Origin of the sequence: Curtobacterium sp. AG1037, from assembly GCF_003349855.1 — a bacterium.
Lineage (GTDB): Bacteria > Actinomycetota > Actinomycetes > Actinomycetales > Microbacteriaceae > Curtobacterium > Curtobacterium citreum.
On record NZ_QQAO01000004.1, the window covers coordinates 16,929 to 34,622 of the forward strand.

18 protein-coding genes are annotated in these 17,694 nt (G+C 72.7%); 13 read left to right on the forward strand and 5 right to left on the reverse strand.

What is annotated here, in order from left to right; translation table 11 throughout:
- The first annotated feature begins 35 nt into the window (after window positions 1-35).
- From DEU32_RS06925 to DEU32_RS06955, 7 genes are read left to right on the forward strand one after another with little or no spacing between them, the layout of a single operon-like run.
- Window positions 36-1,256: a toxic anion resistance protein gene (locus tag DEU32_RS06925; RefSeq protein ID WP_114849911.1), complete on the forward strand. Its 1,221-nt coding sequence runs from the start codon at window positions 36-38 to the stop codon at window positions 1,254-1,256.
- A gap of 18 nt (window positions 1,257-1,274) precedes the next feature.
- Window positions 1,275-1,850, forward strand: coding sequence for a hypothetical protein (locus DEU32_RS06930; protein WP_114849912.1), 576 nt, complete (start codon window positions 1,275-1,277; stop codon window positions 1,848-1,850).
- Window positions 1,847-2,407, forward strand: a complete 561-nt coding sequence (locus tag DEU32_RS06935; RefSeq protein WP_114849913.1) for a TerD family protein — start codon at window positions 1,847-1,849, stop codon at window positions 2,405-2,407. The genes DEU32_RS06930 and DEU32_RS06935 overlap by 4 nt, the downstream gene beginning before the upstream one ends.
- Window positions 2,404-3,186, forward strand: a complete 783-nt coding sequence (locus tag DEU32_RS06940; RefSeq protein ID WP_114849914.1) for a hypothetical protein — start codon at window positions 2,404-2,406, stop codon at window positions 3,184-3,186. Before DEU32_RS06935 ends, DEU32_RS06940 begins: the two co-directional genes overlap by 4 nt.
- Before the next feature lie 3 nt (window positions 3,187-3,189).
- Window positions 3,190-4,371, forward strand: coding sequence for an HpcH/HpaI aldolase/citrate lyase family protein (locus DEU32_RS06945; RefSeq protein WP_114849915.1), 1,182 nt, complete (start codon window positions 3,190-3,192; stop codon window positions 4,369-4,371).
- The gene (locus tag DEU32_RS06950; protein WP_220152771.1) at window positions 4,368-7,001 is read left to right on the forward strand and encodes a phosphoribosyltransferase domain-containing protein; all 2,634 of its coding nucleotides are present in this window, start codon (window positions 4,368-4,370) and stop codon (window positions 6,999-7,001) included. The genes DEU32_RS06945 and DEU32_RS06950 overlap by 4 nt, the downstream gene beginning before the upstream one ends.
- Window positions 6,998-7,807: an HAD family hydrolase gene (locus DEU32_RS06955; protein ID WP_114849917.1), complete on the forward strand. Its 810-nt coding sequence runs from the start codon at window positions 6,998-7,000 to the stop codon at window positions 7,805-7,807. The genes DEU32_RS06950 and DEU32_RS06955 overlap by 4 nt, the downstream gene beginning before the upstream one ends.
- 301 nt (window positions 7,808-8,108) lie before the next feature.
- Here the strand turns inward: DEU32_RS06955 and DEU32_RS06960 are convergent, their stop codons facing one another.
- The 3 genes from DEU32_RS06960 to glgA all read right to left on the reverse strand — a co-directional run bounded on the left by DEU32_RS06960 (window position 8,109) and on the right by glgA (window position 10,470).
- On the reverse strand, window positions 8,109-8,357 hold the full coding sequence (locus DEU32_RS06960; protein WP_058743381.1) for a type B 50S ribosomal protein L31: 249 nt from the start codon (window positions 8,355-8,357) through the stop codon (window positions 8,109-8,111).
- Window positions 8,358-8,477: 120 nt separating this feature from the next.
- Window positions 8,478-9,260 carry an ABC transporter ATP-binding protein gene (locus DEU32_RS06965; RefSeq protein WP_114849918.1) on the reverse strand — a complete coding sequence of 261 codons (783 nt, stop codon included), beginning with the start codon at window positions 9,258-9,260 and terminating at the stop codon, window positions 8,478-8,480.
- Between the two features lie 10 nt (window positions 9,261-9,270).
- Window positions 9,271-10,470 (reverse strand): glycogen synthase, encoded by a 1,200-nt coding sequence (gene glgA, locus DEU32_RS06970; RefSeq protein ID WP_114849919.1) that lies wholly within the window; start codon window positions 10,468-10,470, stop codon window positions 9,271-9,273.
- Window positions 10,471-10,517: 47 nt separating this feature from the next.
- Here glgA and DEU32_RS06975 point away from each other — a divergent pair, with 47 nt between their 5' ends.
- Both DEU32_RS06975 and serB read left to right on the forward strand, forming a co-directional pair.
- Window positions 10,518-11,759: a glucose-1-phosphate adenylyltransferase gene (locus tag DEU32_RS06975; RefSeq protein ID WP_114849920.1), complete on the forward strand. Its 1,242-nt coding sequence runs from the start codon at window positions 10,518-10,520 to the stop codon at window positions 11,757-11,759.
- 93 nt (window positions 11,760-11,852) lie between these two features.
- Entirely contained in the window at window positions 11,853-12,491 is a 639-nt protein-coding gene (gene serB / locus DEU32_RS06980; protein ID WP_114849921.1) for a phosphoserine phosphatase SerB, read from the forward strand.
- A gap of 18 nt (window positions 12,492-12,509) precedes the next feature.
- Here serB and fabG read toward each other — a convergent pair whose 3' ends face one another.
- Window positions 12,510-13,223 carry a 3-oxoacyl-ACP reductase FabG gene (gene fabG, locus DEU32_RS06985; protein WP_114850118.1) on the reverse strand — a complete coding sequence of 238 codons (714 nt, stop codon included), beginning with the start codon at window positions 13,221-13,223 and terminating at the stop codon, window positions 12,510-12,512.
- A 165-nt stretch (window positions 13,224-13,388) separates the two neighbouring features.
- On the opposite strand from fabG, the gene DEU32_RS06990 reads away from it, so the two are divergent.
- From DEU32_RS06990 to DEU32_RS07000, 3 genes are read left to right on the forward strand one after another with little or no spacing between them, the layout of a single operon-like run.
- Window positions 13,389-13,850 carry a DUF3099 domain-containing protein gene (locus tag DEU32_RS06990; RefSeq protein WP_114849922.1) on the forward strand — a complete coding sequence of 154 codons (462 nt, stop codon included), beginning with the start codon at window positions 13,389-13,391 and terminating at the stop codon, window positions 13,848-13,850.
- Window positions 13,850-14,158 (forward strand): hypothetical protein, encoded by a 309-nt coding sequence (locus DEU32_RS06995; protein WP_373286835.1) that lies wholly within the window; start codon window positions 13,850-13,852, stop codon window positions 14,156-14,158. The genes DEU32_RS06990 and DEU32_RS06995 overlap by 1 nt, the downstream gene beginning before the upstream one ends.
- Window positions 14,155-15,144 (forward strand): SURF1 family protein, encoded by a 990-nt coding sequence (locus DEU32_RS07000; protein ID WP_114849923.1) that lies wholly within the window; start codon window positions 14,155-14,157, stop codon window positions 15,142-15,144. The genes DEU32_RS06995 and DEU32_RS07000 overlap by 4 nt, the downstream gene beginning before the upstream one ends.
- 12 nt (window positions 15,145-15,156) lie before the next feature.
- On the opposite strand, the gene DEU32_RS07005 is transcribed toward DEU32_RS07000, so the two are convergent.
- Entirely contained in the window at window positions 15,157-16,755 is a 1,599-nt protein-coding gene (locus tag DEU32_RS07005) for an ABC-F family ATP-binding cassette domain-containing protein (protein ID WP_058743387.1), read from the reverse strand.
- A gap of 115 nt (window positions 16,756-16,870) precedes the next feature.
- Here DEU32_RS07005 and DEU32_RS07010 point away from each other — a divergent pair, with 115 nt between their 5' ends.
- Entirely contained in the window at window positions 16,871-17,470 is a 600-nt protein-coding gene (locus DEU32_RS07010) for a biotin transporter BioY (RefSeq protein ID WP_114849924.1), read from the forward strand.
- The last annotated feature ends 224 nt before the right edge of the window (window positions 17,471-17,694 follow it).

Consider the following 17,694-nt stretch of genomic DNA (forward strand, 5'->3'; position numbering starts at 1 on the left):
CCCCGCGACCCCTTCGAACGACCCAGGAGACACCGATGCCCGGACCCCTCGCACCGCCGGAGCCCGCTGACTCGTCCGAGGACGCCCTCGTCCTGCGGCCGGCCGACGCGGCGGAGACGATCACGCCCGACGACGCCCCCGGCATGGTCCCGGTCGACGCCGAGCGGCAGGCGCAGATCGCGGCGCAGGCGCGCGAGTTCGTCGACGAGGTCGCCGCGCTCGACCCGCGCTCCCCGGCGTTCGGCGAGAAGGTCGACGGCATCAACCAGATCGCGGGCAGCGAGATCGCCCGGTCCGGCGGGTTCTCGTCGCGGATGCTCGAGCGGTCGCAGTCCTCGGTCGCGGGGGCCCGCCGGACGGGCGACAGCGCACAGGTGAAGGTCGCGACGACCCTCGGCGACCTGCGCTCGACCGTCGAGGACCTGACCCCGAACCAGGCCGACCTCAGCACCGGCCGGAAGATCCTCGGGATGATCCCCGGCGGCAACAAGCTCGCGAAGTACTTCCAGCGCTACGAGTCCGCGCAGACGCAGCTCGACCGCATCATCAAGTCGCTCATGGCCGGCCAGGACGAGCTCCGCAAGGACAACGCAACGCTCGCCGACGAGAAGGTCCAGCTGTGGGAGACCATGCAGCAGCTGAGCGAGTACGCCGTCTTCGCGAAGGCGCTCGACCAGGCGGCCGTCACGAAGGTCGAGTCGCTGCGGAACGCCGGCCGCGTGGACGAGGCGCAGAAGCTCGAGTCCGACGTGCTGTTCCCGGTGCGCCAGCGGCACCAGGACATCCTCACGCAGCTCGCGGTCTCGGTGCAGGGGTACCTCGCCATGGACCTCGTCCGCAAGAACAACATTGAGCTCATCAAGGGTGTCGAGCGAGCGCGCACCACGACCGTCGCGGCCCTCCGCACCGCGGTCGTCGTCGCTCAGGCGCTCGCGAACCAGCGCATGGTGCTCGACCAGATCGACGCCGTGAACAACACCACGAACGCGATGATCCTGCAGACGAGCGAGATGCTCCGCGACCAGACCACGCGGATCCACCAGCAGGCGACGAACTCCGGCGTCAGCGTGGAGACCCTGCAGCGCGCGTTCGACAACGTGTTCCAGACGATGGACGCCATCGACTCGTTCCGCTCCGAGGCGGCGAAGAACATGTCGTCGACCGTGAGCGCGCTCGAGGCGGGCATCCAGCGGGCGAAGCCCTACCTGGAGCGTGCGCGGCAGAGCGACGACGACCCCCGGTCGGTCGCCCGATGACCTCCGCGGCCCCGCGCCGTGCGTGACCGCTTCCGGGCGCTCTTCGGCCGGGACGACGACCGTGCCGACCACCGGCACGACGATGGGCGCCGGACGCCGACGCCCGACGAAGCGGCTGCGGCCGCCGCGGCCCGGATCGACGTCCGCGGTGCCGGCGGCTCGGCGGACGACCGTGCCGTCGCCGCCGGGCTCGACGACCTGCGCGCGTTCGTCCGTGCCGCGGGAGCCGACCTGCCGACGGTGATCGCCTCGCGGATCCGCCACGTCGAGGACCTCCTGCGCGAGGCCGCCGACACGCCCGTCGCCCGCGGCGCCTCGACGGAGCAGCGCTACCTGTTCCAGGCCGTCGTCGACGACTACCTGCCCACACCCGTCCGCACGTACCGCTCGCTGCCCGCGGCGGACCGGCGCGACGACAGCGACGCCACCCGGACACTCGCCGACCAGCTCGACGTCGTCGCGGAGACGGTGGAGGACATGCACGAACAGATCCGGAGCGGCGCCATCGCCGAGCTCTCCACCCACGGCCGGTTCCTGCGGGAGCGTCTCGGTGACGGCGATCCGGGGTTGCGACTCCGCGGAGCGGACTCGTGAGCGGGCGGCTCGTCCCCGGGGCGAACGCTGCGCTGACGGCCGAGAACCCCGGCCTGACGGCGGTCGTCGTCGGCATCGCGTGGGACCAGATCGTCAGCCGTGGTCCGTCGGCCGAGCTCGTGCCCGTCGCCCTGGTGTGCGGCGCGGACGGACTCGTGCTCTCCGACGAGGACCTCGTCTTCTTCAACCAGCTCGAGAGCGCCGACGCCTCCGTCACGTACCTCGACGAGTCCGACGACGAGGAGATCGACGTCGACCTCGTGTCGGTGCCGGACGTCGTCGACAAGATCGTCTTCGCGGTGTACCTCGACCCGGACCGCCGCTCCCCCGGCGACCTCGGCTCGGTGCGCTCGATGTCGATCCGCGTCAGCGCGCCGGACGGCCGCGAACTGGTCTCCTTCGCGCTGCCGTCGGACCGCAACCACACCATCGACGCCGTGATCCTCGGCGAGCTGTACCGGCACCGGACGGACTGGAAGTTCCGCGCGGTGGGCCAGGGCTACACGACGGGGCTCACCGGGCTCCGGAACGACCACGGCATCGGTCGGCGGCGATGACCTCGGCGCACCCGTACCTCCGGCGGCGGGTCCGACCGGTGCCGCGGGACACGGCCGGCACGCAGCGCGCTGCGGCGACGCCACCGATCGCAGGACCGACGAACGGCGGCACCCCGGCCCCGGGGATCGGGCTGACCCTGTCCGGCCCCACGGCGCGGACCACCCCCGCCGTTTCCGTCACGTCGTCCTCTCCGCGGCCGCAGTCCACCCCGATCCCGACGTCGACCGGCCCCTCGGCGCGCGTCGCCGCCCGGCTCGCAGCCCGCGCTCGACGGGTCCGTCCGTTCCCGGCTCCGGACCCGCGCGACGTGCAGGTCCTCGACGCCGGGACGCCCGTCGTCCGCGTCGACCGTCGGCGTTCTGCCGTCGCGAGCCTCGTCGTCGCGGGTTGCACGAGCACGGTCTGGGAGAGCACCGACCACGTCGTCGGCGCGGCGACCGTCGACGGCGCCACCGCCGGGCGGGCCGTCGGGACCCCGGGCAACCGGCCGCTCGTCGGGTTCGACGACGGGGTCGCCCTCGTCGCGCTCCGGCACGTCCGCAGTCTGCGCCGTGCGCTGTTCATCGCGAGGAGCGCCGAGCGGATGACCGTCGCCCTGCACGACGGCACCACCCTCGCGGTCGATCCCGGCACCGGTGACACGACGACGATCCTCGCGCTGTCGGTCGTCGACGGGGAGCTCGAACTCCGCGCCGAACCGTTCCCCCGGGCCCCGCACGACGGCGAGGTCTTCGCCGCCTTCGGGTTCACCCTCTCCGCACCGTCGATCGGAGCCTGACCCGTGCGCCACTTCGCCGAGCTCGAACGGAGTGATCCGGACGGGCACCGGGCGTTCTTCCGGCAGCCGCCCGAGGACGTCACCCGGAGCAGCGACACCACCCTCCGCGCGGTCGCCCTCGGCGCGACGCTGTACACACCGGGGATCCGTCCGGACCTGGTCCGTGACGTCCGCCGGCAGCGGGAGCTCGGGGCCGCCTCCATCGTGCTCTGCCTCGAGGACTCGGTCGCCGACGCGGACCTGCCCCGCGCCGAGGACAACATCGACGCCGCGCTCCGCGAGCTCGCGCGGTCGGAGGACCCCGACACGCTCCCGCAGCTGTTCGTCCGCGTCCGTGACGCCGAGCACCTGGCGCGCTTCGCCGACCGGGTCGGACCAGAGGCGCTCGACGTCCTGACCGGCATCGTGCTGCCGAAGTTCGAGGCGCAGGACGGCGTCGGGGACCGCTGGTTCCGGGTCCTGGACGACTGCAACGCCGGGCGCCCGGACGACCACCGGCTCGTGGTGATGCCCATCCTGGAGTCGCCGTCGATCATCCACCGCGAGACCCGCACCGACGCCCTCACCGCGATCCGCGACGTGCTGGTCGACAGGCGGCGCGACGTCCTCGCGGTGCGCATCGGCGCGACCGACCTGTCGAGCGTCTACGGGCTCCGGCGGCCGTCGCACCTCACGGTGTACGACGTGCAGGTGCTGGCGTCCGTGATCGGCGAGGTCGTGAACGTCCTCGGTCGCTCGGGCGACGGGTTCGTGGTCGCCGGCCCGGTGTGGGAGCACTACCCCGACTCGGACCGGGTCTTCCGGACGCAACTCCGGTCGACGCCGTTCGAGCAGGCGGGCGACCTCGCCCTCCGCCGGCAGCTGCTGCTCGAGGGCTTCGACGGGCTGCTGCGCGAGGTCACGCTCGACCGCGCGAACGGCCTGACCGGCAAGACGGTGATCCATCCCCGGCACGTGCCCCTCGTGCACGCGATGTCGGTCGTCAGCGACGAGGAGTTCTCCGACGCCGAGGACGTGCTCGCGAACACCTCGGGCGGCGCCGCGGCCTCGCGCTACGGCAACAAGATGAACGAGATGAAGCCCCACCACGAGTGGGCCGAGCGGACGCTGCTCCGGGCCCGTGCGTTCGGGGTGGCCGCACCCGACGTGACCTTCGTCGACCTGCTGGAACGGAGCCTGCCGTGACCCTGCCCACGCCCGCCGACCTCGGGGTCGTGCTCAGCGACGCGCCGAAGGACACCGACGCCCCCGACAGGACCGCAACCGTCCCGCTCGGCGAGCTCGTGCGCGTCGCCCTCCGACGGAACCCGAAGCGCGCGCACCTGCTCGTCTCGACCGTCCTCGCCAAGCACGTCCCCACGGTGCCGGCCGTGGCCCTCGCCGCCGGCGAGGTCCTGGGCGCCCGCGTCGCCGACGTCCTCGACGACGGACACCGGGTCGACGACGCGACGATCGGTCGCCTCACGGCCCTGCTGCCGACGGCCACCACGGACGGGGAACGGGACCGCGCCGACCGGCACCGCGCCGCGACCACGCTCCGCACCGACCTCGCCGTCCACCGCCCGGACCACCCGGACGTCCTCGTGCTCGGCTTCGCGGAGACCGCCACCGCCCTCGGCGCGATGGTCGCCGAGACCCTCGGCGCGCGGTCCCTCCACTCGACGCGGCACGACCCCGAGGGTGCCGTCGCCGCGGCGGGCTTCGACGAGGCCCACTCGCACGCGACCGCCCACCGACTGCTGCCGGAGGACCCGGACTGGCTCCCCGGCGACGGCACGGTCGTCCTCGTGGACGACGAGCTGAGCACGGGCGCGACCGCCCGAGCGACCATCCGCGCGCTCCACGCCCTCGCACCGCAGCGACGCTGGGTGGTGGCGACCCTGGTCGACCTCCGGACCCCGGCGGACGTCGCGGCCACCGACGCCCTCGGTGACGAGCTCGGCGCGCCCGTGACGGTCGTCGCGCTCGGGCGGGGCGCGGTCTCGCTACCCGACGGCCTGCCGCAGGCGGCCGCCGACCTCATCGCGGCCCACGCCGTCGACCTCAGCCCCGGCGCCGTCAGCGCCGACAGCGCCAGCCACGTCGGGACAGGGGACGACCCGACGGACGCACCCCGTGCCTCCCGGCCGGCCGCCGAGGTGACCACCCTGCGCGCCGCGCCGACCGCGACGGACCGCACCGGCGTCCCCGCGAGCCGCACCCGCCTGCCGCGCACCGACGTCGAGGGCACCGCCGCCGACCTCCGGCCCCTGCTCGGGGCCGCCCCCGGACGCGTGCTCGTGCTCGGCGCCGAGGAGCACATGCACACGCCGCTCGTCGTGGCGGACGCGCTCCGGCGCACCGGGCTGGACGTGACGTCCTCGACCACCACCCGCTCCCCCGTCGCCGTGCTCGACGACCCCGCGTGGCCGGTGCGCTCCGGGATCCGGTTCCGGTCGCGCGAACGGACCGTCGACGGTCCGGGTGAGCGGTTCGCCTACAACGTCCGCGGCTTCGACGCGATCGTCGTGCTGCCCGAGCCGGGGACGGACCGCGCGCTGCTCGACGGCGACGACGGCCTCCTCGCCGCCCTGGCCGCGGTGACACCCCGGGTGGTCCTCGTCGAGTCGGCGCTCGACCGGTCCGGCGGCTCCCCAGCCGACGCCGGGCCGCGTCCACTGACCGGGCCGTCGTTCGGGTCGTACGAGCCCGACGACGTCACGTGGCTGCTGCAGGACCTGGCCGACGTCGCACTCGAGGCCGACACCGCCGACCGGGAGCGCGCGATCCAGCTCGAGGGCGCCAACTACGCCGAGTCGCTGCCCGTCGAGTACGTGCCGTCGCCCGCCTACGAGCGGCTCTACGAGGACGCGCTGCACCGCTCGGCCGACCGCGTGGCCGAGGCGGTCGGCATCGTGACCGAGCTCGTCCTGCACGACCGGGGGCGTCCGGTGCTCGTGTCCCTCGCCCGGGCCGGGACCCCGATCGGGATCCTCGTCCGCCGCTGGGCTGCCCGGTACCACGGCGTGCTGCTCCCCCACGTCACGGCGAGCATCGTCCGCGGCGTCGGCATCGACGAGACCGCGCTCCGGTGGCTCGCCGCCCACCACGACCCCGACCAGGTCGTCTTCGTCGACGGCTGGACCGGCAAGGGCGCGATCACCCGGGAGCTCACGGCCGCGCTCGACCGGTTCGCGGAGACCGACGGCGTCCGGTTCCGGGACGACCTCGCCGTGCTGGCCGACCCGGCCGGGTGCACCCCGCTGCACGGCACCCGGGACGACTACCTCGTGCCGTCGGCCTGCCTCAACTCGACGGTGTCCGGCCTGGTCTCGCGCACGGTGTTCAACCGGTCGGTGACGCCGCTCGGCACGCTGCACGGTGCGAAGCAGTACCGGCACCTGGGCGACCGCGACCACTCGCGGGCGTTCGTGGCCGCGATCGAGGACCGGTTCGACGCCGTCCGCCCCCGGGTGATCGCCGCGCTGGCAACCGACGCGGCGCAGGCCCCCACCGCGGCCCCGGCCGCCGACCGCGCCGTGGACTGGCGGGGCATGCGCACCGTCGAGGCGATCGGCGCCGAGTACGGCATCGAGGACCTGCACCTCGTCAAACCCGGTGTCGGCGAGACGACCCGCGTGCTCCTCCGCCGCGTCCCGTGGCAGGTGCTCGTCCGCGACCCCGAGGACGTCGACGTCGCGCACGTCGTCGCGCTCGCTCGCGAACGCGGCGTGCCCGTCGTGACCCGGCCGGACCTGGCGTACAGCTGCGTGGGGCTCATCCACCCACTCGGCAGCCGGGTCGTCGAGCAGCCCGTCACGGCGGCCACGCCGTGAGCGCCGTCGTCGGGTTCGACCTCGACCGCACGCTCGTCTACTCCGCGGCCGCCCTGCTGCTCGAGGGCCCGGACGACCAGGCACCGCCGCTCGTCGTCGCCGAGGTGTACCAGGGCGCGCCCCTGTCCTTCATGACCCGTCCCGCCGAGGACGCCCTCGGCGCCCTCGGCGCGCGCGCGACCGTGGTGCCGGTGACGACCCGGACCGTGGCGCAGTACCGGCGGATCCGCCTGCCCCTGCCCACGGACGGCTGGGCGGTCACCACGAACGGGGCCGTCATCCTGCACGGCGGCACGCCGGACGCCGACTGGGCGGAGTCCCTCCGGTCGGACATCGCGTCCTCGTCGGCGCCGCTCCCCGAGGCCGAGGAACGCTTCCTGGGCCTCCTGCCCACCGGCGCCCTGCTCCGGAACCACCGCGCCGAGGAGCTGTTCGTCTACGCCGTCGTCGACCGCGCGGCGCTTCCCGACGCCGCGCTGCAGGACCTCGTCGCCGCGCTCGACCTGCTCGGGTGGGTCGTGTCGCTCCAGGGCCGCAAGCTGTACGCGGTGCCCCGAGCGATCCGGAAGGAACGTGCCCTCGCCGAGGTCGCCGCGCGTGTCAGCGCCACGACCACCGTCGCCGCGGGCGACTCGCTGCTCGACCGGGACATGCTCGCGTGGGCGGACGTCGCGCTCCGGCCGGCGCACGGCGAGCTCCACGCCGTCGGGTGGACCGCGCCGCACTGCACCGTGACGCACGCCGCGGGCGTGCGCGCCGGCGAGGAGATCGTGGCGCTGGCCGCGGCGGCGGTCGCGCGCGCCTGACCGCGCCGGGCCGCGCAGCCGGGACGCGCGCCGGCCGGGCCGCGCCGCCTGTCCGCCCGCGTCCGCCACGCGGCCACCCACCGGCCTGGAGGCACGGTGCCGCCCCGCCCCGCGCCTCCCGTCCGTCCTCACGCGCTGAGCGACAGCTCGCGCGCTCGCGACCCCGTGACGTGTCGCTGGGCCCGAAACGTGCCCAGCCCTCCCATCGCTCGCCCTCCCGTCGCGCGCCCGCGAGCGCCCGCCCGCACACGCAGAACGGGCGGCCCTCCCGGAGGAGGACCGCCCGTCAGGCGTTCGGGACCTACTTGCTGAAGCCCTTGAAGCGCTGGTTGAACTTCTCGACGCGACCGGCCGAGTCGAGGATGCGCTGCTTGCCCGTGTAGAACGGGTGCGACGCGGACGAGATCTCGACGTCGATGACCGGGTAGGTCGCACCGTCGAGCTCGATGGTCTTGTCGCTGGTCGCGGTCGAACGCGTCAGGAACGTCTCACCGGAGGCCAGGTCGCGGAAGACGATGGCGTTGTACTCGGGGTGGATGTCGGTCTTCATGGAGATTCCTCGGTTGGAGATGGTGGGAATGTGCGGGCACTCGAGTGAGCACCGCACGGGAAGTCTGCGGCGTGCGCCAGCCGTCCACGATACCAGAAGACGGGCCGGAACAGGAGCAGGTCAGGCCGCGCGTGCCGTCCAGCGGCCGGCGTCCTCGGTCACGGTGAGCGCGACGCCGAACGCCTCGGTCAGGGTGGCGTCGGTGAGCACCTCGTCGATCGCGCCGGACGCCTGGACGTGGCCGTCCGCGAGCACCAGGGCGTGGGTGAAGCCCGCGGGGATCTCCTCGACGTGGTGGGTGACCACGACGATGGCGGGCGAGTCGCTGCTCTGCGCGTAGCCGCCGAGCGTCCGGACCAGGCTCTCGCGGGCACCGAGGTCGAGCGACGCGGCCGGCTCGTCCAGGAACAGGACCTCGGGGTCGGTCATGACGGCACGGGCGATCTGCACGCGCTTCTGCTCGCCGTCGCTCAGCTCGCCGAAGGTGCGCTCCGTGAAGGCACCGAGGCCCCACTCCTCGAGCACGCGCTGGGCGCGGCGGACGTCGAGCTCCTCGTACTCCTCGTTCCAGCGACCCGTGACCGAGTACGCCGCGGTGAGCACGACGTCGACGACCTTCTCGGTCACCGGGATGCGCCGGGCGAGCGCGGTGGACGCGAAGCCGATGCGCGGACGGAGGTCGAAGAGGTCGGCGCCGCCCAGGTCGGTCCCGAGCACCTCGACGGACCCCGACGTGGGGAACGTCTGCGCGCCCGCGACCTGCAGCAGCGTGGTCTTGCCGGCACCGTTCGCGCCGAGCACCACCCAGCGTTCGTCGTCCTGCACCTCCCACGAGATCCCGTCGAGGATGGTGGCCCCGTTGCGGACCACGGAGACGTCTGACAAGCGCACGACCGAGGGCATGTGCTCCAGCCTACGGGTTCTGCGCGAGCACCTCGTCGTAGACCTGCCGTGTCCGGTGGGCGATCGCGTCCCACGTGAACTCGGACTCCACGCGGAGGCGTCCGGCGCGGCCCATGAGCTTCGCCAGGCCCTCGTCGGCGAGCACCTCGTCCAGGGTCGCGGCGAGGTCGGCGACGAAGCGGTCGGGGTCGTTCGGGGTGCCCGTGCCGTCCTGCGCCTGGTCGATGGGCACGATGCGCCCGGTCAGACCGTCCGCGACGACCTCGGGGATGCCGCCGGTCTTCGTGCCGACGACCGGGATGCCGCACGCCATCGCCTCGAGGTTCACGATGCCGAGCGGCTCGTAGATCGAGGGGCAGACGAACACGGTGCCGGACGACAGCACGTTCACAACCTCGCGGTGGGAGAGCATCCGGTCGATCCAGACCACGCCCTGCCGCGTCTCGCGGAGCGACTCGACGAGCCCGGTGACCTCGGCCATGATCTCGGGAGTGTCCGGGGCGCCGGCGCACAGCACGATCTGGACGTCCTCGGGGAGCGAGGCCACCGCGCGGAGCAGGTACGGCAGGCCCTTCTGCCGCGTGATCCGGCCGACGAACACCACGGAGCGCTTCGACGGGTCGATGCCGAGCGCGCGGACGGCGTCCTCGTCGACGGTCGGCTTCCACTCCTCGATGTCGATGCCGTTGTAGACGACCCGCACCTTCGCCGGGTCGATCGACGGGTACGAGCGCAGGATGTCGGCCCGCATGGCCTTCGACACGGCGATCACGCCGTCGGCGTTCTCGAACGCCTCGCGCTCCATCCAGCTCGAGAGCCGGTAGCCGCCGCCGAGCTGCTCGGCCTTCCACGGGCGGAGCGGCTCGAGGCTGTGGGCGGTGACCACGTGCGGGATGCCGTGGGTGAGCTGCGCGATCCGTCCGGCGGCGTTCGCGTACCAGGTGTGCGAGTGCACGAGGTCCGCACCGGCGACGTCGGCCGCGATCGCGACGTCCGTGCCGAGGGCCTGCAGCGCGCCGTTCGCCTGCTCCAGGCCGGCGGGCGTGCGGTACGCCCAGACATCGGTCTCGTCGCGGAAGGCCCCGAAGGCCCGCACGCGGACGTCCGTGTCCGTCCCCGACCGCAGCGCTGCGGTGAGTTCGGCAACGTGGACACCCGCTCCGCCGTAGACCTCCGGCGGATACTCCCTGGTCAGCAGATCGACTCGCACTGGTTCAACGTAACGGGTTCGCTGTCCGGACGCCTACTGTGAACCACATGGCACCAAAGAAGGTATTCGGCATCGTCCTCGCCGGTGGCGAGGGCAAGCGGCTCATGCCGCTCACCGCCGACCGCGCGAAGCCCGCAGTCCCGTTCGGCGGGAACTTCCGACTCATCGACTTCGCGCTCTCCAACCTGGTCAACTCCGGGTTGCAGAAGATCGTCGTCCTGACGCAGTACAAGTCGCACAGCCTCGACCGCCACGTCGCGGAGACCTGGCGCATGGAGGGGCTCCTCGGCTCGTACGTCGCCTCGGTGCCCGCGCAGCAGCGACTCGGCAAGCGCTGGTTCGCCGGGTCCGCCGACGCGATCCTGCAGTCGCTCAACCTGCTCCGCGACGAGCGCCCGGACATCGTCGTCGTGGTCGGTGCCGACCACGTCTACCGCATGGACTTCTCGCAGATGATCGAGGCCCACATCAATTCCGGCCGCAGTGCCACGGTCGCGGCGATCCGCCAGCCGATCGGCCTCGCCGACCAGTTCGGCGTGATCCAGGTCGACGAGGACGACCCGACCAAGATCGACGCGTTCCTCGAGAAGCCGAAGGACGCCGTCGGGCTGGCCGACTCCCCCGGCGAGATCCTGGCGTCGATGGGCAACTACGTCTTCAACGCCGACGCCCTCGTCGACGCGGTGCTCCGCGACGGGCAGATCGAGACGAGCGCGCACGACATGGGCGGCGACATCGTCCCGGACTTCGTGTCCCGCGGCGACGCCGGTGTCTACGACCTGCAGCGCAACGACGTGCCCGGTTCGAACGAACGCGACCGGTACTACTGGCGCGACGTGGGGACGATCGACTCGTTCTTCGACGCGCACATGGACCTGATCGCGCCCGTCCCGGTCTTCAACCTGTACAACCAGGACTGGCCGATCTTCAACCAGCAGACGAACCTGCCCCCGGCGAAGTTCGTCCGCGACGGCAACGGCAACACCGGCTCCACGGTCGACTCGATCGTCTCGCTCGGTTGCCTGCTCTCGGGCGCGCAGGTCGAGCGCAGCGTCATCGGTCCCTGGTGCGGGATCGACTCCGGTGCGAAGGTCCTCGACTCGATCGTCTTCGAGCGTGCGTCCATCGGCGCCGGCGCGATCGTCAACCACGCGATCCTGGACAAGGACGTCGTCATCGCGCCGGGCGCGCAGGTCGGCGTGGACCGCGAGACCGACGAGGCCCGCGGCTTCACGGTGACGGAGTCCGGGATCACGGTCGTCGGCAAGGGCGTCCGCGTCGAGGCGTAGCGGGTCACGTCGTCGACGTGGCACCACCGGCCTGGAGGCGCGGCTGACGTCACGGACGTCGGCCGCGCCTCCGGCAGTCGGTACCGTTGGTCCGTGCCCCGCTTCCTCGTCGTCCTCGATGCCGATTCCACCCTCCTCGAGGACGAGGTCATCGAGCTCCTCGCCGACCACGCCGGGACCCGGCCACAGGTGCAGGCGGTGACGGAGCGCGCCATGCGCGGGGAGATCGACTTCGCCGAGAGCCTCCGGGAGCGGGTCGCGACCCTGGCGGGCCTCCCGGCCGACGTCTGCACGCGCGCGCAGCAGGCGGTCCGCGTGACGCGGGGCGCCGACGGACTCGTCCGCGGCGTGCACGCCGCCGGCGGGACCGTGGGCGTCGTGTCCGGCGGGTTCCACGAGGTCCTCGACCCGTTCGCCGCACGGCTCGGGCTGGACCACTGCCGGGCCAACCGGCTCGAGGTCGTCGACGGCGCCCTGACCGGCCGGGTGTCCGGCGACGTCGTGGACGCGGCGGCGAAGGCCGAGACCCTGCGGGCGTGGGCCGCCGAGGACGACGTGCCCCTCTCGCGGACCGTGGCGGTCGGCGACGGCGCGAACGACCTCGTCATGCTCGGCGTCGCGGCGCTGGGCGTGGCGTTCGACGCGAAGCCGCTCGTGCGCGCACGGGCGGACGTGGCGGTCGTGGACCGCGACCTGTCCGCCGTGCTCGCGACGCTGGGCCTGCGGGGCTGACCCGGCCCGCGGGACGGCCTAGTGGCCCATCCCGAGACCGCCGTCGACCGGGATGACCGCTCCGGAGACGTACCCGGCGCCGTCGCCGGCGAGGAACAGCGTGGCCGCCGCGACGTCCTCGACGGTGCCGTAGCGCGCCGCCGGGATCTGCTTCTTGAACTCGGCCTGCAGCTCCTCGGGGAGCGCGGCCGTCATGTCCGTCTGGATGAACCCGGGCGCGACGACGTTCGCCGTGATGCCGCGGGACCCGAGCTCGCGGGTGATCGACCGCGCCATGCCGACGAGCGCCGCCTTCGACGAGGCGTAGTTGACCTGGCCGACCTGGCCGTACGCACCGACGACGCTCGACATGAGGACGATGCGGCCGAACTTCGCCTTCATCATCCCCTTCGTGGCGCGCTTGACGACGCGGAAGGTGCCCGTCAGGTTCGTGTCGACGACGCTCGTGAAGTCCTCCTCCGACATGCGGAGCAGGAGCTGGTCGTTCGTGATCCCGGCGTTCGCGACGAGGACCTCGACCGGGCCGAGCTCGGCCTCGACCTGCGTGAACGCGGCGTCGACCGAGGCGGAGTCGGTGATGTCCGCGGCGACGGTGAGCGCGCCCTCGGGTCCGCCCGTGCCGCTCCGGGAGGTCACGGCGACGCGGTGGCCCTCTGCGACGAAGCGCTCCGCCAGCGCGTGGCCGATGCCGCGGTTGCCGCCGGTGATCAGGACGGTTCGGGGGGTGCTCATGGTCGCTCCGTTCGTGTGGTGGTACCGGGCGTCCGGTCGGTCGGACCCGCCGGACACGCCCGGACGAGCGTACCGGAGCCGGTACCCGCAGTTGTCCCCCGCGCGGCTGGCCCACTGTCGGTGGTGCGGGCTTAGGCTGGTCACCGGGAAGAGGAAGAACACCGTATGAAGTCGCAGCGCACGAAGTCGCGTACCACCGCGATGCAGAGCATCACGACGCTCCCGGACTCCCCGGAGCTGGACCGGGCGCACCGCCTGTCCAAGTACGTCTGGCAGATGGCGTTCCGCGTGGTGTGCTTCGTCGGCGCCGTCCTCATCTGGTCCGCGTGGCACACGTGGCTGGCGGTCATCCCGATCGTCGCCGCGGCCGTCATCCCCTGGGTCGCCGTGATCCTGGCGAACGCCGGCAGCCAGGCAGAGAGCGACATCGTGACGCCCGCCGGTGCCATCGAGCTCTACGACGCCGTCGACCCCCGCCTCCGCGAGCAGCAGGAGGACGCCCGGGCTGAGGCCTACCGCGCCGAGCAGGAGCGCCTGCGTGAACAGGCGCAGCACGCGCAGGAAGAGTGGCAACGGAACGGCGACCGCTCCCGCGTCTGGACCGCGCGGTCGAAGGCCCGGCGCTGATGGGCGCGACCTTCGACCTCTTCACCGAGCCGGGCTCGACTCCGGTGTGCTCACGGGCCGGCTGCAGTGAGACCGCCGAGTGGCGCATCAACTGGCGGAACCCGCGCATCCACGCCACCGACCGGGTCAAGATCTGGGCCGCGTGCGACGAGCACTGCGACTTCCTCGCCGACTACCTCCGTTCGCGGTCCTTCCCGGTGCGGGTGACGGGCATGCAGGAAGAGGTCGAGCGGCTCGAGGACGTCCGGACGCGTGAGGACGCGCCGAAGAACGACGTCGGGGTGCGCTCCACCGGCACCGGACGATGACCGACCCGTTCGACCCGAGCAGCCGGTACGGCCGGAAGCACGCTGCCAAGCTGCAGCGTCAAGCGGAGCGCAGCCGTGCAGGCTCGTCCGGCAGCACCGACACCGCTGCCGACAGCACTGCTGCCGACGGGCCGACCGTCGGCTGGCGGTTCGTCCGCAGCCGCCGGTGGCTCGGCTACTTCGCGATCGCCGTCGCGTTCGCGATCGTCTGCACCCTGTTCGGCATGTGGCAGTGGGACCGGCGGAACGAGGCGGTCCGGCAGAACGAGCAGATCGCCGCGAACTACGACCACACCCCCGTCCCCCTGGACGAGGCGCTCCCGCGCGCGGGCAGCTGGGACGACGGCGACACCTGGCTCCGGGTGCAGGTCACCGGCCGGTACGACGTCGACGAGCAGCTCCTCGTCCGCAACCGCGTGCACAACGGGCAGCCCGGGTTCGAGGTGCTGACGCCGCTCGTCACCGCCGACGGACGCGCCTTCGTGGTCGACCGTGGGTGGGTCCCGACCGGCAACCGGCAGGACGCCCCGGACCACGTCCCCGCTCCCCCGAGCGGCGAGGTCACCGTGACCGCACGGCTGCAGCAGAGCGAACCGCGCATCCCCGGCCGGTCGGACCCGTCCCACACCGACCAGGTGCAGTCGGTCACGCTGCCCGACGTCGCCGACAAGGTGGACGTGCCGATCTGGACCGGTGCCTACGGGCAGCTCGCGTCCGAGTCCCCCGCGCCGGCCCAGGCGGCCCCGCTCGGCTGGGACCGCCCGTCCGCCGACACCGGGCTGCACCTCAGCTACTTCATCCAGTGGTTCCTGTTCGCCGCTGGTGGCTTCGGGTTCCTGGCCTACGTGATGGTGCAGGAGTACCGGAACCTCAACCAGGACGACCCCGACGAGCGTGAGCGCGCGCTCGAGCGGCAGCGGCAGAAGGACGCCAAGCCGAAGTCCGACGACGAGGTCGAGGACCAGCTGCTCGGCGCCGGCCGCTGACGCCCGACGGTCCTACGCGAGCTCGATGAGCTCCGCGTAGTCCTTGTTCCAGTGGTCCTCGGTGCCGTCCGGCAGCAGCAGGACCCGCTCGGGGTTCAGCGCCTCGACCGCACCGGCGTCGTGCGACACCAGGACGACGGCACCCTCGTACCCGGCCAGCGCACCGAGGATCTCCTCGCGCGAAGCGGGGTCGAGGTTGTTCGTGGGCTCGTCGAGCAGCAGCACGTTCGCGCCGGACACGACGATCATCGCGAGCGACAGGCGGGTCTTCTCGCCACCGGACAGGACCCCGGCCTTCTTGTAGCCGTCGTCGCCGGTGAACAGGAACGAGCCGAGCACGCGGCGCGCCTCGGTCTCGGTCAGGTTCGGCGACGCCGACACCATGTTCTCGATCACCGTGCGGTTCACGTCGATGTTCTCGTGCTCCTGGGCGTAGTACCCGATGCGCAGGCCGTGACCCGGCAGGATCTCGCCCGTGTCCGGCTGGTCCGCGCCAGCCAGGATGCGCAGCAGCGTCGTCTTGCCCGCGCCGTTGAAACCGAGGATGACGACCCGCGAGCCGCGGTCGATCGCCAGGTCGAGGCCGGCGAAGATCTCGAGCGAGCCGTACGACTTCGAGAGCCCCTCGGCCATGAGCGGCGTCCGGCCGCAGGCGGCGGGCGTCGGGAATCGGAGCTTCGCCACGCGGTCGACGGCGCGCTCGTCCTCGAGTCCGGCCAGGAGCTTCTCGGCCCGGGCGACCATCTGGTGCGCCGCCGCGGCCTTCGTGGCCTTCGCACCGAACCGGGCGGCCTGGTCCTTGAGCGTCGCGGCCTTCTTCTCGGCGTTCGCGCGCTCCTTGCGGCGGCGCTCCTCGTCGGCGGCACGCTGGCGCTGGTAGAGCTTCCACCCCATGTTGTAGACGTCGATGCACTGCCGGTTCGCGTCGAGGTAGAAGACACGGTTGACGACCTCGTCGACGAGCTCGACGTCGTGCGAGATCACGATGACGCCGCCCGGGTAGGTCTTCAGGTGCTCACGGAGCCAGACGATCGAGTCGGCGTCGAGGTGGTTCGTCGGCTCGTCGAGGATCATCGTGTCCGCGTCCGAGAACAGGATGCGGGCGAGCTCGATGCGGCGGCGCTGTCCACCGGAGAGCGTCTTGAGCGGCTGGTCGAGGATGCGGTCCGGCAGCTTGAGGTTCGACGCGATCGACGCCGCCTCGGCCTCGGCCGCGTACCCGCCGAGGGCGTTGAACTGGTCGTCGAGCCGGCTGTAGCGACGCATGGCCTTCTCGGCGACGTCCGGGTCCTCGCTCGCCATGTCGAGCGTCGCCTGGCGGATCCCCTCCACGAGCTCGCCGAGCCCGCGGGCGTCGAGGATGCGCTTGCGCGCGGTGTCCTCGGGGTTGCCGGAACGAGGGTCCTGCGGCAGGTAGCCGATCTCGCCCGAGCGGTCGATCTTGCCGCCGGTGGGCTGCGTCTCCCCCGCGAGGGCCTTGGTCATCGTGGTCTTGCCCGCGCCGTTCCGGCCGACGAGACCGATCTTGTCGCCCTTCTCGACGCGGAAGGACACGTCCTGCATGAGGAGGCGGGCCCCGACGCGGATCTCGAGTTCGTGCACGGCAAGCACAGAGGACGTCCAATCAGTTGGTGGATGTGCACAACGGTGTGTGCGGGAGGTGCACCGCTACGCTGACGGGACCGATGGTCCCGAACGGGACCAGCAGTCCATTCTAGGAGAATCCATGACGAACGCCACCGGGTTCGCTCGCCGCGCAGTCCTCGCCGACCGCCTCCGCACGCACGGCCTCGCCACCAACGTCGCCCTCGTGGCCGGCGGTGCCCTGTTCACCGCCGCGATGGCGCAGGTGCAGGTCCCGATGTGGCCGGTGCCGATCACCGGACAGACGCTCGCCGTCGTCCTCGTCGGTGCCACCCTCGGTGCACGCCGCGGCACGCTCTCGCTCCTGCTCTACGCGGTCGTCGGCCTTCTCGGTCTCCCCGTGTTCGCCGAGCACACCGGGGGCTTCGCGGCGCTCGTCTCTCCGAGCTTCGGCTACGTGATCGGCTTCGTCGTCGCGGCCGGGGTGGTCGGCTGGCTCGCCGAGCGCGACTGGGACAAGCACTTCCTGCGCGCGGGCGCTGCGATGCTCATCGCCAGCGCCGTTCCCTTCGTCTTCGGCCTGCCCTGGCTCGCGGTCGTCCTCGGCCAGCTCGGCGCGCCGAACGACCTGCAGTCGGTGCTGGCCGCCGGCCTGTACCCGTTCATCGTCGGCGGTGTCGCCAAGGCCCTGATCGCCGCTGGCGTGCTGCCCCTGGCGTGGAAGCTGGTCGGCCGCCGCTGACCTCCGGCGCCCCCCACACGTAGCAGGGCCCCGCACCGGACGGTGCGGGGCCCTGTTGCGTGTCCGGGTCGGACGCGCACGCGCGTCAGCACGCTCTCTCGTCGGAGTGACCGCCTCGGCGAGCGGGCACGACAGGCCGCGAGCGCTTCGCCGGACGGGCACATCCGGTCGGCCGGGGGCGCCGAACGGGCCAGATGTGGCCCATTCGACGGGACGGGTCCGAG